17 protein-coding genes and 1 riboswitch are annotated in these 15,179 nt (G+C 31.3%); of the genes, 7 read left to right on the forward strand and 10 right to left on the reverse strand.

Translation table 11 applies throughout. The annotated features are described in order from the left end of the window. Nucleotides 1–359: 359 nt before the first annotated feature. Nucleotides 360–543, reverse strand: a riboswitch (cobalamin riboswitch). 153 nt (nucleotides 544–696) lie between these two features. Continuing rightward, nucleotides 697–1,158: an Lrp/AsnC family transcriptional regulator gene (locus OEA66_RS07695; RefSeq protein WP_267280817.1), complete on the forward strand. Its 462-nt coding sequence runs from the start codon at nucleotides 697–699 to the stop codon at nucleotides 1,156–1,158. An 8-nt stretch (nucleotides 1,159–1,166) separates the two neighbouring features. Here OEA66_RS07695 and OEA66_RS07700 read toward each other — a convergent pair whose 3' ends face one another. The 8 genes from OEA66_RS07700 to OEA66_RS07735 form a co-directional block, all read right to left on the reverse strand. Continuing rightward, nucleotides 1,167–1,550, reverse strand: a complete 384-nt coding sequence (locus tag OEA66_RS07700; protein ID WP_267280818.1) for a hypothetical protein — start codon at nucleotides 1,548–1,550, stop codon at nucleotides 1,167–1,169. Nucleotides 1,551–1,757: 207 nt separating this feature from the next. Continuing rightward, nucleotides 1,758–2,138, reverse strand: coding sequence for a VOC family protein (locus OEA66_RS07705; protein WP_267280819.1), 381 nt, complete (start codon nucleotides 2,136–2,138; stop codon nucleotides 1,758–1,760). Next, nucleotides 2,125–2,661 (reverse strand): hypothetical protein, encoded by a 537-nt coding sequence (locus OEA66_RS07710; RefSeq protein WP_267280820.1) that lies wholly within the window; start codon nucleotides 2,659–2,661, stop codon nucleotides 2,125–2,127. Before OEA66_RS07710 ends, OEA66_RS07705 begins: the two co-directional genes overlap by 14 nt. Nucleotides 2,662–2,668: 7 nt before the next feature. Continuing rightward, a complete protein-coding gene (locus OEA66_RS07715; protein ID WP_267280821.1) occupies nucleotides 2,669–3,241 on the reverse strand; it encodes a hypothetical protein in 573 nt (190 codons plus the stop codon). 31 nt (nucleotides 3,242–3,272) lie between these two features. Beyond that, a complete protein-coding gene (gene nudK, locus OEA66_RS07720; protein WP_267280822.1) occupies nucleotides 3,273–3,854 on the reverse strand; it encodes a GDP-mannose pyrophosphatase NudK in 582 nt (193 codons plus the stop codon). 135 nt (nucleotides 3,855–3,989) lie between these two features. Next, on the reverse strand, nucleotides 3,990–4,895 hold the full coding sequence (locus OEA66_RS07725) for a TIGR01777 family oxidoreductase (RefSeq protein ID WP_267280823.1): 906 nt from the start codon (nucleotides 4,893–4,895) through the stop codon (nucleotides 3,990–3,992). Between the two features lie 10 nt (nucleotides 4,896–4,905). After that, nucleotides 4,906–5,244 carry a hypothetical protein gene (locus OEA66_RS07730; RefSeq protein ID WP_267264660.1) on the reverse strand — a complete coding sequence of 113 codons (339 nt, stop codon included), beginning with the start codon at nucleotides 5,242–5,244 and terminating at the stop codon, nucleotides 4,906–4,908. A gap of 5 nt (nucleotides 5,245–5,249) precedes the next feature. Beyond that, nucleotides 5,250–5,846, reverse strand: coding sequence for an HPP family protein (locus tag OEA66_RS07735; protein ID WP_267280824.1), 597 nt, complete (start codon nucleotides 5,844–5,846; stop codon nucleotides 5,250–5,252). Between the two features lie 406 nt (nucleotides 5,847–6,252). Between OEA66_RS07735 and pnuC the strand changes: the two genes are divergently transcribed. Together pnuC and OEA66_RS07745 are read left to right on the forward strand one after the other, a co-directional pair. Further along, nucleotides 6,253–6,852, forward strand: a complete 600-nt coding sequence (gene pnuC / locus OEA66_RS07740) for a nicotinamide riboside transporter PnuC (protein ID WP_267280825.1) — start codon at nucleotides 6,253–6,255, stop codon at nucleotides 6,850–6,852. A gap of 130 nt (nucleotides 6,853–6,982) precedes the next feature. Continuing rightward, nucleotides 6,983–7,999 (forward strand): acyl-CoA dehydrogenase family protein, encoded by a 1,017-nt coding sequence (locus OEA66_RS07745; protein ID WP_267280826.1) that lies wholly within the window; start codon nucleotides 6,983–6,985, stop codon nucleotides 7,997–7,999. Between the two features lie 415 nt (nucleotides 8,000–8,414). Here OEA66_RS07745 and OEA66_RS07750 read toward each other — a convergent pair whose 3' ends face one another. Then, nucleotides 8,415–10,733 carry an outer membrane beta-barrel family protein gene (locus OEA66_RS07750; RefSeq protein ID WP_267280827.1) on the reverse strand — a complete coding sequence of 773 codons (2,319 nt, stop codon included), beginning with the start codon at nucleotides 10,731–10,733 and terminating at the stop codon, nucleotides 8,415–8,417. A 210-nt stretch (nucleotides 10,734–10,943) separates the two neighbouring features. After that, nucleotides 10,944–11,483: a DMP19 family protein gene (locus OEA66_RS07755; protein ID WP_267280828.1), complete on the reverse strand. Its 540-nt coding sequence runs from the start codon at nucleotides 11,481–11,483 to the stop codon at nucleotides 10,944–10,946. A gap of 254 nt (nucleotides 11,484–11,737) precedes the next feature. Here OEA66_RS07755 and OEA66_RS07760 point away from each other — a divergent pair, with 254 nt between their 5' ends. From OEA66_RS07760 to OEA66_RS07775, 4 genes are all read left to right on the forward strand, one after another. After that, nucleotides 11,738–12,070, forward strand: coding sequence for a single-stranded DNA-binding protein (locus OEA66_RS07760; RefSeq protein WP_267280829.1), 333 nt, complete (start codon nucleotides 11,738–11,740; stop codon nucleotides 12,068–12,070). A 22-nt stretch (nucleotides 12,071–12,092) separates the two neighbouring features. After that, complete coding sequence (locus OEA66_RS07765; protein ID WP_267280830.1) at nucleotides 12,093–12,554, forward strand: HRDC domain-containing protein; 462 nt, start codon at nucleotides 12,093–12,095, stop codon at nucleotides 12,552–12,554. Nucleotides 12,555–12,697: 143 nt separating this feature from the next. After that, nucleotides 12,698–14,068, forward strand: coding sequence for a histidine--tRNA ligase (gene hisS / locus OEA66_RS07770; protein ID WP_267280831.1), 1,371 nt, complete (start codon nucleotides 12,698–12,700; stop codon nucleotides 14,066–14,068). Nucleotides 14,069–14,071: 3 nt separating this feature from the next. Beyond that, nucleotides 14,072–15,142, forward strand: a complete 1,071-nt coding sequence (locus OEA66_RS07775; RefSeq protein WP_267280832.1) for a leucine-rich repeat domain-containing protein — start codon at nucleotides 14,072–14,074, stop codon at nucleotides 15,140–15,142. Nucleotides 15,143–15,179: the final 37 nt, after the last annotated feature.

The raw sequence follows: 15,179 nt of genomic DNA on the forward strand, positions 1-15,179 counted from the left end.
TTAAACTTTTAATAATTAATGATTTTAAAAGTTCTTCAGATGCTTCGAAATGCTTTGTTAGTAAGAGTTTTGAGAATTTAGATACTTTGAATGAAGGAGATTCTTTAATTGGTTTTTTTATCTGCTGCTTTTTAAACGCAAAGTTTTAACTTAAAATTAAAATATTTAAGCAGGCAAAGATCGAATCAATAAAATGATTTGATGAAGCTTGTGTTTATAAATGAGCTTCATCAGCGACAAAGTCGCAACTCTTTGCTACCTAAAATTATACGTTTACAATAAAAAATCTTTGCGTTTAAATTTAAACTCAATATATTCAATGTATCATCTATCAATCCAAAAACTCCAACCGCGAGAGCACTGATCATTCGGTAAAGGTAGGTCTCCTGACTTGTAACAGTTTCTGTCGTCCTTCCCATTTTCACAGTGGACATTCGTGGACAGAAGCTTTTGGGATATTACTTACAGTTGCGCGACAGCTCGTGATTTTCACACGATTCCCTTTTCATTCATTTTAAATAAAACCTTTCCGATTGATGAAGTATGTGAAAGAACAATTTCTTTGGTAAAGATAATAGTTAAGTGAATTGATTGGTTTAAATTTGAAAATAAAGGATTTTGTTTGGTTTAAATTATTTAAATCAGATTAATATTCTTTACATTTGAAAATTATAGTGTTAAAAAGAATATTATTCCGTGGACAGATTAGATGAAAAGGATATTCAGCTCTTGAGAATCCTTCAAAAAAATGCAAAACTGACCGTCAAAGAGCTCGCAGCCGAAGTAAATCTCTCAACATCGCCAGTTTTTGAGAGAGTGAAAAGACTCGAACAGGACGGATTTATCAAACATTACGCAGCAGTCTTGGAAGCTGAAAAACTGAACCGTGGATTTACCGTTTTCTGTCAGATCAAACTGAAAATTCATGACCGTGCAGTGGGAAATCAGTTTGTGGAAGATATTTTGAAAATTGATGAAGTTGCCGAATGCTACAACATCTCAGGCGATTTTGATTTTCTCCTGAAAGTTCAGGTGCGGGATATGAAACATTATCAGGATTTTGTTTTCAATAAACTGGGATCAGTAGATTCTATCGGAAGCACGCACAGCACTTTTGTGATGGCGGAGGTGAAGAATACGCATGGATTGAGTATTTAGAAGGAGAACTATTTACTTTTATTTACATAAATTATTTCCGGTTTTTTACCATCCAGATCTCTTTTTGATCTCCCAAATAATCCAACTTCAAGGTCATCTGGAGATTTGTTTTCTAGTTCAGCAGGAGAAACAAATGTGTACATTCCATACCCGTGTCCTGCAACAATCCAGCCCTCAGTTTTTGTTAAATGAATTGTATTAAAATCTCCTGCAGGTCCGCCAGCGAATACGGGTCCAAATTCTTTCATTATAGCGATTGCTTCATCATTTGCATTTTTTACTTTAGTTATATCATCAAAAATAATGTATGTTCCGTTTTTAAAAAGTACCCAATCCTGGAATTTAGGATTTATTGCTAATTTTACATTTTCAATTAGTTCACTGTCTGTCATTTGATAGGATTGATTTTTTTGCTTTTGATTATTTATTGTATCACTAATTTTTATTTGATTAGAATTGAAATTGACGATTTTATTGTTTTCATTTTGTGGATGACAATAAAGTAGTAGAGTCAATATTGTAATAATGTTAATGGCTTTCAATGGTGTTTTTTTACAAAAATAGAATTTTAAATCAGAATTAAGCATTGATAATTCATTTCAAAAATAATTACTCACCTCAATCAAATTGAAATCGGGATCTCTGAAATATACCGACTTGATTTTTCCCAGAGCTCCGGTTCTGTCAACAATTCCTTCGATAATTTCAATATTTTTCTGTTTTAATTCTTCCAAAACTTGGTGGATTTCTGTTTTAGCAATAAAACATAAATCTGCCGAACCGGAAGTCGGATATTCTGCTTTGGGTTCAAACTCTTTTCCTTTTTGATGAAGGTTGATTTTTTGATTTCCGAAAGTCAGAGCTTTTCTGTTGTCTCCAAATGTTACAACTTCGAAACCTAAAATGTTCGTATAAAATTCTATTGTTTTATCAATATCAGCGACGGTTAAAACAAGATGGTCAATATTATTTATTTTCATTTTTTAAATTAATTCCCTTTTCATAAGTATATTCTGATCCCTTATTTTTAATTGTAATATCATCATTTCCGGGTTTTTTTACCAAAATTTCAACGACTTTACTCTTTTCAATAATCATGTTTTCGGTGCTTTTCTTTACAATTTTATCATGTTTCAGATAATTTATAAAAGCAGTGACGTATAAATTTTTGTCATCAAATCCTGTTAACTGAAATTTCTCTATCTGTAATTTTTGACCATTAATTTTTAAAACGGATAGTAGAGATTGGTCATCAAACCAATTATGAAATCCGTTGTCATTTCTTATTTCCAGAAACTCTATGATGTTTTTGTTAATCGACAAATCAACCGAATCCTGAATTCTCTTTCTTCCAAATGATTGATTATAAAAATCAAGATGAATAAATTTCCCAAGCGTTTCGTTATTGATTTTCGATGTATTTATATATCGAATATTAGAACCATCCTGTGAAAAAAAATAGCAAGGAAATAAAAAGAAAAGAAACAATATTTTTGACTTCATAAGAAACTTATTCAGTATCAATATACGTTAATTTCGCCCCTTTAATATATTCTTCCAAAGAAATATCTTTCGTTGCTTTATCATTCATCAATTCAAAAAGATAAGTTGATGTTGAATTTAATCTGATGTCTTTCAAGGAAATTTTAAATCTTTTGGTTTTGAGATTTGAATTTAAAAAGGTCAATTCTGCAGTATTACTCAACTTAATATTATTTACATCAAAAGAAGCTTTCGGGTCTTTTTGTAGTTTTAAAAATCTTTTTTGGGTTTTATCGGTTGTTTCATCCAAAAATTTCTGCATTTGAAAATCGGTTAAAAGCTGAGGGTAAATTAAGCCTTCTTTTAGAATGGTTGCCATAATTTTATCTGCTTTATCGTAATAAACTGTTTTGTCATCAAACTGAACAAGATTATCTTTTACAAGAATTTTTCCTGCAAATTTTTTATAGTTTTTCTTTTTATAATCATTTTTAAAATGCTCTACAATGGCAACATCTTTTGTGCTTAACTTTTCAATTTTCTGAGCGAAAAAATTCGAAGAAAGCAATAATGAAAGCCCAATTGAGAATAAAAATTTCATAATATTTTAATTTAGGTGTGAATGTAGAATTCTACAAAATATTTTTCAGTCGAAGATGTTGCAAAAGCATAATGGTTTTCGCATCTTTTATTTCTCCGTTATCAATCATAGAAAGTGTTTCATTGAAATCTAATTCTAAAACTTCAATGTTTTCGCCTTCTTCTTCAAGTCCGCCTCCTTCATTGATTTTCATTTCATCAGAATATTCAGCAATGAAAAAATATAGAATTTCTGTTACCGAACCAGGCGACATATAGGCTTCAAAAATCTTTTTTACTTGGGAGATTTTATATCCAGTTTCTTCTTCCGTTTCCTTTTTAATGCAGTCTTCAGGATTATTGTTATCTAATAAACCGGCACAAGCTTCAATCAACATTCCGTCAGAATTTCCGTTGATGTACGTTGGAAGTCGAAATTGTCTCGTTAAAATTACTTTTTTGGAATCTGTGTTATAAAGCAAAATAACGGCTCCATTCCCTCTGTCATAAGCTTCTCTGCTTTGACTTTCGGTTTCTCCGTTTTGTTTTTTAATGTTAAAAGTTACTTTCTTCAAAGTGTACCAATTATCAGATAAAATTTCTGTTTTTTCGATACTTACATTCGTCTCTTGCATTCTATATTTTATGTCTGTTTATTATTAATTTATAATTCTATTAATCTTAGCTGAGTGAAACGCCTTTGCGAACTTAAAAACAGTTTATATTGTATAAATCTTTGAGTCCTTTGCGTTTAAAAATTAATAATAGAATTATTTCTTCAGCAAATCTTCCAAAGCCATTTTCAAATCAGGAAATTTAAATTCAAAACCTGCTTTTTGAATTTTCTCCGAAGAAGCCCTCGAACCTTCCAATAAAGCATCTGCCAATTCTCCAAATATTAGTTTTAAAATAAAACTTGGAACATTCGGCATAAATAAAGGTTTCTTTAAAACCTGAGCAATTAATTTCGTTAAATTTTCATTGGTTGTATGCTGTGGAGCAGAAGCATTAAAAGAACCTTCGATTTCAGGATTTTTTAAAGCAAATTCGTAAATCGAACAAATATCATCGATATGAATCCACGGCATATATTGTTTTCCGTTTCCAAGTGGTGAACCAATTCCAAATTTTATCGGAGTCATCATTTTTTCTAAGGCGCCTTCAGTTTTAGAAAGAACGACAGCAGTTCTTATTTTCACAACTCTTTCCGCAATATTTTCAACCTTAAATTCATCTGCAGCTTTCTCCCAAACAACAACAACTTCACTTAGAAAATCATTTCCTGAAGCATCATTTTCCGTAAAAATAGTATCTGTAGTTTTTGTTCCGTAATAATTAATTCCTGAAGCTGAAATAAATGATTTTAACTTTAAATTTTTCTTTTTTAATGTGTTTAAAATCAGTTTTGCAGAATCTACACGGCTGGAAATTAATTCCTTTTTTCGGTCTTCAGTCCAGCGCTTTTCAGAAATATTCGCTCCTGCAAGATGGATGATATGGCTTACGTTTTCAAAAGCTTTTTCATCGACAATTTGGTTTTCCAAATCCCATTCAAATTCGTTATCGGCTTCTTTTTTTCTGGTTAAAAACCGAATTGAGTATTCATTTTCTATTTTTTTTGAAAGTGTTCTTGCAATGGCTCCACTTGCACCGGTAATTAAGACAATTTCTTTCATTTTTGTGAAATTAATTTTTAACAATTAATATAAAATCTTCTTCCAATAGTTTATAGCCTTGGTCGTAAACGAATTTATATTCAGAACCATTTTTGTAAACTTTAATATTGGTAAAATATTTAAAATCAAAACCTAAGCCATCTAATTTTGACTTTGCAATTTTAGTTTTTCCATCAATATTAATTTCACTCAGAATACGATAATTTTTGCGGAGTTTGTTGTTTACATTCCGCATAAGATTGCTCGAATCTTTGTTCTGTTTATTGTTAAAAGCATTTCTGCAAGCGTCGTTACAGAATTTTTTATCAGACCTGCCGATTATTTTTTCGCCACATTCGATACATTCCATACTAATTAATTTTTCAGTTTGTGTTGATGTTTTTTCTTTAAAGCTTTAATAAATCTGCTGTGAGTAGGATAGCTTCGGTTTTTTGTCATATTATTAAAAACCAAAGCCACTAAAAGTAAGATTAAACAACCTGATAAAACAGGCGAAAGTACATACCAATAACCCAATTCAGGAATTTTTCCTGTAGAACTCACTGCAATTAATGCTGTTGCTCCACCGGGAGGATGAAGTGTTTTGGAAAATTGCATAAAAACTATCGATAAACCAACCGCCAAAGGAGCCGAAATCCAAATAATATCAGGAACAATTTTAAAAACTGTAACTCCGATTATTGCTGAAATCACATGACCACCAATTAAGTTTCTAGGTTGAGCAAGCGGACTTTGAATCGCTCCGTAAATTAATACACACGAAGCTCCAAATGAACCGATTAAAAAAATATTCTCCTGTTTAAATAAAAATTGTGATTGTAAAAAAGCGATAATTCCAATACCAAAAAAAGCTCCTAAAAATGACCAGAAATGTTCTTTATAATCGACTAATGTTTCTTTATAAATAACATATTTCGAAACTCTGAGCGTTCTTTTGAAAGTTTTTTTCACAATAAATTTATTTGGAATTTAAAGGTACAAAATATCCGTTTGTAAACGACTGTAAAAGTGTATAAAATGATTATTTGAATTTTTATCTAAGAAGATGTTTTGTTGGAGAATTATTGAAAACAAAAACGTGTTTTTGTCATTCTGAAAGAATCTGAGGAAAGATGTAGAGATGCTTTCAGCATGACAAACACAATGTTGAAATTTCTGAAAACTTAAAATATCTTTTGTGCTAAAAAGCAAAAGTCTTTCATTTTCCAAAAAAAAGTCTCACATTTGCGCCATCAATGGGGTGCTGCAACAGCGGCTGAGATGATACCCGGGAAATTTTTCCACACCTGATTCGGATAATGCCGACGTAGGGATTTTTATGATTTATCATCTCATCATTTAATTTATATAAGTTAATTTGATGCAGGAAATTTTACAACAGACAACATGGCAAGAATGGCTTGGTGTCTGCTTTTCAGTAGTTCAGGTTTTATTAGCCAGAAAAAACAATTCAAACAATTATCTTTTCGGAATTGCCGGAATTTCTCTTTCACTTTACGTGATGTTTTTCGCTAAACTTTATGCGGAATTTACCTTAAATCTTTACTATCTCGTCATGAGCATTTACGGATGGCTCTACTGGAAGTTTGGTAAACGAAAATCAGAAACGGTGATTTCTGAAACCACAAATCAAGAGAAATTGATTACTACAGGAATTGTGGTGGGAACTTTCGGCTTGTTTTGGTTTTTTCTAACGCAGTTTACCGATTCTGATGTTCCGATTTTAGATTCTTTGGTCAGTGCTTTTGCTTGGGCAGGAATGTGGTTGATGGCTCGAAGAAAAATCGAAAATTGGGTTTTGTTGAATATGAGCAACATCATCGCAATTCCGTTGTTGATTCATAAAGGTCTTTATCTGTATGCTGCTTTGACGGCTTTCTTATTTATTGTCGCTATTTCTGGTTATCTGGAATGGCGGAAGATTATTAAATCAAAAACCGCAACGGTTATTGAATAAATTTTCACGCAGATGTAGCAAGTATGCAGATTTTTTTGACTATATGTAAAATCTGCTTAATCAGTGAGAGATAAAAAATGAAAAAGCAACAATGAATAATAAGAACCTCTCAAAAAAAAATTTTGGAATAATGCTTTTGCATAAGGAAATAAGAGAAAAAATGCACGGTGTTTCTGAAGTTCCGCAATCGGTGATCTATCATATTCATCAGGAAAGATTGCTTCAGATTTGGGTTCCGAAAGTGTATGGCGGATTAGGATTACGGTTAAATCAAGGTTTACGGTTACTTTTTGATTGGTCAAAGATTGATGGAAGTTTAGGTTGGATGCTGACTTTATGCTCCGGAGCCAACTTTTTCTCAAGAAATTTAAAACCTGAAATTGCAAGAGAACTTTTCTCCAACTCAAAAACCTGTTTCGGAGGAATCGGAATGATTGGCGGAACTGCAGAAAAACAAACTGACGAAACTTTTTTGATTAACGGACTTTGGCATTTTGCAACCGGAGCGCCACACTTGAGTCATTTTACTTTAAATGCTAAATTGACTGAAAACGGAAATCCCTTAGTTGATGAATCTGGTTCTGAAATAATCAGGTCATTTGTTATTACTAAAAATCAGGCTGAAATCATCCCGAATTGGAAATCGATGGGAATGAAAGCAACCGGAACGTATTCTTTTAAAGTGGACAATGTAAAAGTTTCGGAAGATTACAGTTTTATTTATGATGAGTTTTTTACGGATGATGTTTTAGATAAAATTCCGTTCAGGATTTTTGCAGATTTGACTTTGTTGGTTAATTATCTCGGGATGGCTTATCATTTTTCAGAAGAAGCAGCTAAAATTCGACCTTATCTTAACCTGGATTTTTTTAATAATAAAATAGAAGAATCGATGGAGAAAGTAATTGATTTTGCTGATGAAATTGAATCTTTATTACATGATTCCAAATTAATTGTTTCTGAAAAGCAATCTGAAATTCATGATTATTCTTCAAATTTGGTTGAAAGTTTGTCGCATCAGATTCTTGATATTTATTTTCAGTTAGGAATTAAAGCAAGTCATACCGATTCTGCAGTCTATCAGGTTTTTTGTGATTATTTTACGGCAACTCAGCACTCTAATTTTAGGAGGGAATTTGGAGAGTGATTCTATAATAATAACAGAAGAATATAACTTTCGGACGCCACAATATTATTTGAAGGCACAAGAATATAACTTTCAGGCACAAAAATATAGTTTACAGATACAAGAATATGACTTACAGGTGCAAAAATATTGTTTACGGATGCAAGAATATAATTTACAGGTATGCCAATATTAAATACAGATGCAAGAATATAAAAACATTTAACTTAAATATTCAATTACTATCTGAGAATATTAAATTATAACGGCTCTACTTTATCGCAATGAAAGACAAAGTTTTTAAACTAAATGCTTTTCAAGTTAAAGAAGGGTATTTGACTACGTCGAATCTTCGATTTCATTTAGCAAAGAAATACAATTCACGGAAATATCAGATGTTTGAAGTATAAATTTAGGATTCAATAATTAATTATCTCTACAGTCTATTCGAATTTTCATTGACTGTATTTTCTTTATAATTCGATTTTCTCAGTTTGCCGAAATTGTATTTTACAGCGATTGAAAGAGTAGGAGTGTTGCCGAAAAAAGTTCCTTTGGATGTTATTTTTTGATACGTCATTTGTTGAATATAATCCATCTGTCTGAAGACATCATTGTATCGAAAGGTAAAATCAAAATCAGAAACCGAAGAAGTGAAGCCAAGGTTGACCAGACACATTGCATTGCCTTCATATAATCCTTCTACCCGTTTTGTAATGTAAGAACCATCCAATAAAAAGCTCAGATATTTCCGCAGAACAACTGTATTATTAGTCGAAAAATAAAGATATGGAGTAGACTTTTTTAAGATTGCCAAAGAGTCTTCTGTCTTGTCATAGTTTAATGAAAGACTGTTTTGTGAACTCCATTTTTTCCAATTAAATGGATAATCTAAACCTACGTTTGCACCAAGTTCTTTCTCGAAATTCACCATCGTGAACTTTGAAATATGGCTGTTTTCGTCATAAACCAAAGTGTAACCCATCGGATTTTTTGAAGAATAAACAGAAGCATTCAAAGACCATTTATTAATATTCATTGCAAAAGAAACCGTATTTGAATACGTTGGAATAAGGTCCGGGTTTCCTACATATTCCACATACGGACTTCCGTATAAACCACCAGAAGCCAGATTGCTGTAATTGGGACGGGAAATGCTTTTGCGGTAATTTAAGGTAAATGTTTTTTTATCGTCTTGTTCAAAGGTAATCTCTGCATTGGGAAACCAGTCGATATAATTTCTTTCTATTTTGGTTGAATTTTCTACGACATCAAAACCTTTCGCACGAGTAGTTTCCATACGTAAACCGCCTTTAAACTGCCATTTATTAAATGTAGATCCAAGATTTAAATAAGAGGCAATATTGCTTTCCCTGAAATTATATTTGAAATATTCTATGGGTAAGGTCTCAGAATAATTAGTTTTATTATCGGTTTTGGTTTCTGCTGTCGTAAAACTTCCGCCAAGTTCCATAAGATATTTTTCTCCAAATTTTTTCTCAACATCAATTCTTCCCGAATATACATTTCCCGAATAATGCTGATTTCTAAACTGATTAAATAAGTAGCCCGAATTGTTGATATCATTATAAAAATCGTAATCTACATTTTTGCTTTCTCTTTTGTACTGTAAACCTGTGAAAATGTTGGCGTCAATTTCTGTCAATTTTTTATTGTAATTAAAAATCGAATTGAAGGTGGCTCGGCTACTGTTTTGATGATTCAGTGTTTTAATATGATTAAAATTACCATTTTCAGAATAATTCGTCACGGTATTATTATCTCCTACATCGGGTCTAAAGTTCGCATTTACGGATAGCGTAACATAATCGTTTTCGTTAATTTGCTGATAAAAACTTCCTCCAAAAATCGTTTGTGGCCGCTTTGTAATCGACTTTATAATGTAATCTGATTTTATATTTTCGGAAGGAACTTGATAATCAAAACCATTGCTTTCCCAATGATTGATCTGATTGTAGGCTGCATTGAGTTTCCACTCAGTTTTATTTTTTTTATGTTGAAAATTGGCATTCAGATAATTGCTGAATTTTTTCTGAAACATTGCAGTTTCGGATATACTGAGTTGAGATCCGTCTTTTCTGCTTTTTTTGAGATTGATTTTAATAACTGCTTTTCCTTCAGATTCGTATTTTACAGAAGGATTTCTAATGATTTCTACCGATTTTATATCTTCTACAGAAATTCCGGATAAGGTGGTAAAATCAACTCTTTGATTGTCGATATAAAGCAGTGGAACGCCTTTTCCCACGAAGTTTAAACCTTCACCATTGGCATCAACTCTTATAAATGGCAGTTTTGAAAGTAAATCAATAGATGTAGGTAATTTATTTAATGGCGAATTGGCAATTTCTAAAGTAATATTTCCATTTTCCACAGAGAAATTTTTTCTTTTTTCTTCAATGGTAACTTCTTGAATTTCTTGAGTTTTTGGATGGTAAATAATAGTCAGTTCTGCATCTTTTTCCAAAAGAAATGGTTTTTCATTTTGAATGCTCTCTTCAGAAGATATTTGGATATGATAATTTCCGGAATTTAAATGATTGAATTCAAATTTTGCATCCTGAGTAATGGTTGACTTTATTAAATGATTTTCGCTGTCAAATAAATAAACATCAATTGGCTGATTGATTTTTGAATCTTTTTGGTTGAAAATTGTGCCTGTAATTTTTAATTCATTTTGTGCAAAAGTAAATATGGATGTAAAAAGTAAAACCTGGAAAAGTATATATTTCATTCTTGTCTTTTAGTTTAAAACAATCAAGTGTGATATTTTATTACATAGGTTTTCAGAAATTTTAATTTTTAATAGTCAACATAAATCTGCTCTAAATTTGAGATCATAAAAGAAATTATTACTGTGTGAGGGAAGAATATTAACAAAATATACCAACAATGTAATTCTTCATTTTGAAAAACTTTGTTGGTGGCAATGCTGATTTTCTGTTTAATGATTTATTTTTTTTCCAATACATTTTTCTAATTCGGTGAACATATCACTAATACTTAAAACTAATAAATCCGGGTGATCTCTCAACCATTGTGAATTTAGTGTAATCAAATCTTCATTTAAATTATAAAATTCATCGTTATTAAGAGAGTCTCTTGTAGAATTATCTCCGAAATATTCACTTTTTAAAAAATCCTGAAGTTGAGGTTTCGAAAGGGAATCTACTTTCTCACTTTGTTCAATAAATAGTTTTAAATGCTTTTCGGCGCCTATTATTTTCAAACCGCCTCTAATTTCATTGTTTAATTTATTTTCCCATTTTGAATTCCAGACAAATTGAGAAAAGTTACCATTATTGTATTGTGCGAGATAATAGTCGAGGTAGTAGCTGATTCTGGAATCAGGATGATAGAATTCCGGGTGAATTCTCTCATCTCTTAACAAATTAATTACAGAAATGTTTGATTCAATTAATTTGTATGGGTCGCTACTTTTGTAAGAGTTGTCTGAAACAATAATTTTATCTAATTTTTTCATTTTAAAGTTTTCTTATTCTTTTAATATTTCTGATAAAGTTTAAATATAAAACAATATATAAATAATTGAAGAAAAATAATAAAGATGATAATTAATTGATATTTAATTATTAATCCGTTTTCAAACGACTACAAACGAATTTAAATAGTTTATCACCGACTAAATTTTCGAATCTGACGAATCTTTGCAACAGAGATTTGAGAAAACAAGTGAACGTCTCTTATCTGAATATTAATTTAAAAAAATACAAAGTTATGTCACTAAGAAACAAAGTAACCTTAATTGGTTTCACAGGAAAAGAAGTTGAAACAGTAAACTTCGAAAACGGAGGAATGAAAGTTTCCGTATCATTGGCTACAAATGACCATTACACCAATGCAAAAGGCGAGAAGGTGGAAGAAACACAATGGCACAGCTTGGTTGCTTTCGGAAAAACAGCTGAGATTTTTCAGAAATATGTTCCGAAAGGAAAAGAGATTGCCATCGAAGGAAAGTTAACGTACAGATCGTACGATGATAAAGACGGCGTGAAAAGATATATTACAGAAATAAGAGTAGATGAACTTCTGCTTTTAGGTGGTAAATAATTGATCAACTTTAAATTCATAAATGATGAAAATAAAAGTTTTAAAAATCAGAATTGCTGACGAATTTCTACGTGAAGATCAAAAGGTAATTGATAATTTCTTGGAAAATCACGAAATTATTAAAACTGAAACAGCATTTATACATGACGAACAGTTTTGGTCGGTTGTACTGTATTTTAATGACATAGAATCTATTATTAATAAAACCAGTGTAAAAGATTCTAAAGCTGCAAAATATTCTGCAGAAGACGAAACTCTGAATCATGATGAAATAAAAATTTTAGATGCTCTCAAACTTTGGCGCTCTGAAAAAGCAAAAGAACAGAATCTTCCTACTTATTTTATTGCGACAAACAAAGAACTTATATCTGTTGCGAAATATAAACCAGCCAAGAAAGAAGAGCTTTTAGAAATTAAAGGTTTCGGAAAGCATAAAATTGAAAATTATGGCGAAGAAATTCTCGAAATTTTAGAAAGTGTATGAAAAGTGTATTTAACAATAAAACACAAATGATAAACCGAAAGCCAGAGAATAAAACCTCTGGCTTTTTGTTGGTTTAAAAGTCCTTTCAATTGCTTATTTTTGCAAGCAATTATTCATTACTTATTATTCATTACGCATATAATATGAAGCCAAGTTTAGCAAAAGGAACAAGAGATTTTACGTCTTTGGAAGTTTCTAGAAGAAAATACATCATCAATATATTACAGAAAAATTTTGAACTTTTTGGTTTTCAGCCTCTGGAAACACCAAGTTTTGAAAATCTTTCTACTTTAACAGGGAAGTATGGAGAAGAAGGAGATCGTTTGATTTTTAAGATTTTAAATTCAAGTATTAATGAAGCTAAAGATGACAAAAAAACTCAAATGCAGAATGATTTTCAAAAAGCTTTAGATAAACCTTTCAGCTCAGAAAATCTTACAGACAAAGCGCTTCGTTATGATTTAACCGTACCTTTTGCAAGATTCGTTGCAATGAATCATGGAAAGCTTACTTTTCCTTATAAACGTTATCAGATTCAGCCGGTTTGGAGAGCAGACCGTCCTCAGAAAGGGAGATACAGAGAGTTTTATCAGTGTGACGCCGATGTTGTGGGAAGCGAAAGTCTTTTGCAGGAAGTTGATTTGATTCAATTATACTTAAAATCTTTTGCTGAACTGAAAGTTTCAGTGACGATTCACATCAACAACAGAAAAATCCTTTCAGGTTTAGCGGAATATGCCGGAATTACAGATAAATTAATTGATTTTACGGTTGCTTTAGATAAATTAGATAAAATCGGTAAAGATGGAGTAGTGAAAGAACTTCTGGAAAGAGAAATTTCTCAGGATTCTATTGATAAACTAGATTTCCTGTTTAATCAATCTGATGATGCTTTAGAAAATCTTCTTCAACTTAAAGAAAAATTTGCAGGAAACGAAATCGGATTGAAAGGTGTTGAAGAATTGGAATTTGTGATTACCCAATCTTTAAATCTTGGGGTTGATATTCAAAATTTAGTTTTTGATATTACTTTAGCTCGTGGATTGGATTATTATACAGGAGCGATTTTTGAAGTGAAAGCGGATGAAGCACTAATGGGTTCTATCGGCGGTGGAGGAAGATACGATAATCTTACAGAGGTTTTCGGAGTGAAAAATATACCTGGAATTGGGATTTCATTCGGTCTAGACCGAATTTATCTTGTAATGGAAGAACTGAATCTTTTCCCTGAAGATGCCACTTCAAACGTAGAATATCTTTTTGCAAATTTTGGAGGTGAAGAAACTTTAGACGCTTTAAAACTAATCATTCAATTAAGAGAAAAAGGAATTTCTGCAGAATTGTATCCCGAAAATGCTAAAATCGGAAAGCAATTTACTTATGCAGAAAAGAAAGGGATTAAAAACCTTGTTTTCTTAGGTGAGGAAGAACTTAAAAATGGAACGGTAACTTTCAAAAATCTTGAAGCTGGAGAACAGAAAACGGTTTCTCTAGAAGAATTTTTAAAGAGCTAAACGATGAAGAAATTTTCCTTTTTATCGCTTTATTTCTTATTTAATCTGAGTTTAGCACAATATCATGAATCTCCAAAGATGCCACCTCCGGAAAAAATGGATTTGTCGAAAGAGAGTGACCGTGTTTTGCTAAGAGAAATTGATAAGATTCCCGATCATATTTTTTCATGGAATGTGAAAACTTTAATTATCAGTGAGTCTGATAATTTGAAATCTATTCCTCCGAAAATATCAAATTTTAAAAATCTTGAAAAATTTGTCATAACTGGAGGTCACGGTATTACAGATTTCCCAAAGGAATTTTCGTCCTTAGATCATCTTAAGGTTTTGAATATTCATAATATGCGAAGCGAAACAATGCCTTTACAGATTTTCAATTTGAAAGGACTTGAAGAACTTGAATTTATAAGATACAGCTACTTCTCTTTTCCGAAAGAAATAGGAAAATTGAAGACGCTGAAAAAATTAATGCTTACTCGAGGATTAGACCAAAGAAGCAGAGAAAATGTAAAATCGAAAGAGCTTAATTTGCCTTCAACGATTAAAAACTTGGTGAATCTTGAATCATTTTCTTGTTCAGCCAATTTAATGACCGCTCTTCCAGAAGAAATAGGAAGTCTAAGTAATCTCCAGGATTTATCACTTTCAAATAACAGTCTTGAAAAATTACCCAACAGTTTTTCAAAACTAAGCGAACTTAAAACGTTAAATTTACATGATAATTTTTTCAAAGTTTTTCCTGCTTCAATTTATGGACTTGAGAACTTAAAAAGACTGGATATTTACAAAAACAAGATTGAATCTTTTCCTTCAGGAATGTCTAAAATGAAAAGCTTAACAGGTTTATTCATCAATGATAATAATATTTCTAATGAAGATTTGACGGAAATCTATAACCTTGAAAATCTTGAGGTTTTAGATCTCAGAAACAATAAAATTACAGTCTTTCCTGCCGGAATTGAGAAAATGAAAAAACTGAAGACAATTTATTTAAAAGGAAATAGTGTTCCGAATTCTGAGATTGATAAAGTACAAATGCTATTACCGAATCTAAGAATTAATATGACAAACTAATCAGGATAGAAAGACTTGATAAGTATAAATTAAAATT

This window comes from Chryseobacterium luquanense (genome assembly GCF_026460945.1).
Classification (GTDB): Bacteria; Bacteroidota; Bacteroidia; order Flavobacteriales; family Weeksellaceae; genus Chryseobacterium; species Chryseobacterium luquanense.

Bases quoted from the DNA above. Each gene is read 5' to 3' on its own strand.
- OEA66_RS07760 (WP_267280829.1), top strand. From the start codon at position 11,738: ATGTCACTAAGAAACAAAGTAACCTTAATTGGTTTCACAGGAAAAGAA.
- OEA66_RS07710 (WP_267280820.1), bottom strand. From the start codon at position 2,661: ATGAAGTCAAAAATATTGTTTCTTTTCTTTTTATTTCCTTGCTATTTT.
- OEA66_RS07725 (WP_267280823.1), bottom strand. From the start codon at position 4,895: ATGAAAGAAATTGTCTTAATTACCGGTGCAAGTGGAGCCATTGCAAGA.
- OEA66_RS07715 (WP_267280821.1), bottom strand. From the start codon at position 3,241: ATGAAATTTTTATTCTCAATTGGGCTTTCATTATTGCTTTCTTCGAAT.
- OEA66_RS07745 (WP_267280826.1), top strand. From the start codon at position 6,983: ATGCTTTTGCATAAGGAAATAAGAGAAAAAATGCACGGTGTTTCTGAA.
- hisS (WP_267280831.1), top strand. From the start codon at position 12,698: ATGAAGCCAAGTTTAGCAAAAGGAACAAGAGATTTTACGTCTTTGGAA.
- OEA66_RS07755 (WP_267280828.1), bottom strand. From the start codon at position 11,483: ATGAAAAAATTAGATAAAATTATTGTTTCAGACAACTCTTACAAAAGT.
- OEA66_RS07775 (WP_267280832.1), top strand. From the start codon at position 14,072: ATGAAGAAATTTTCCTTTTTATCGCTTTATTTCTTATTTAATCTGAGT.
- OEA66_RS07700 (WP_267280818.1), bottom strand. From the start codon at position 1,550: ATGACAGACAGTGAACTAATTGAAAATGTAAAATTAGCAATAAATCCT.
- OEA66_RS07730 (WP_267264660.1), bottom strand. From the start codon at position 5,244: ATGGAATGTATCGAATGTGGCGAAAAAATAATCGGCAGGTCTGATAAA.
- OEA66_RS07705 (WP_267280819.1), bottom strand. From the start codon at position 2,138: ATGAAAATAAATAATATTGACCATCTTGTTTTAACCGTCGCTGATATT.
- nudK (WP_267280822.1), bottom strand. From the start codon at position 3,854: ATGCAAGAGACGAATGTAAGTATCGAAAAAACAGAAATTTTATCTGAT.
- OEA66_RS07765 (WP_267280830.1), top strand. From the start codon at position 12,093: ATGATGAAAATAAAAGTTTTAAAAATCAGAATTGCTGACGAATTTCTA.
- OEA66_RS07750 (WP_267280827.1), bottom strand. From the start codon at position 10,733: ATGAAATATATACTTTTCCAGGTTTTACTTTTTACATCCATATTTACT.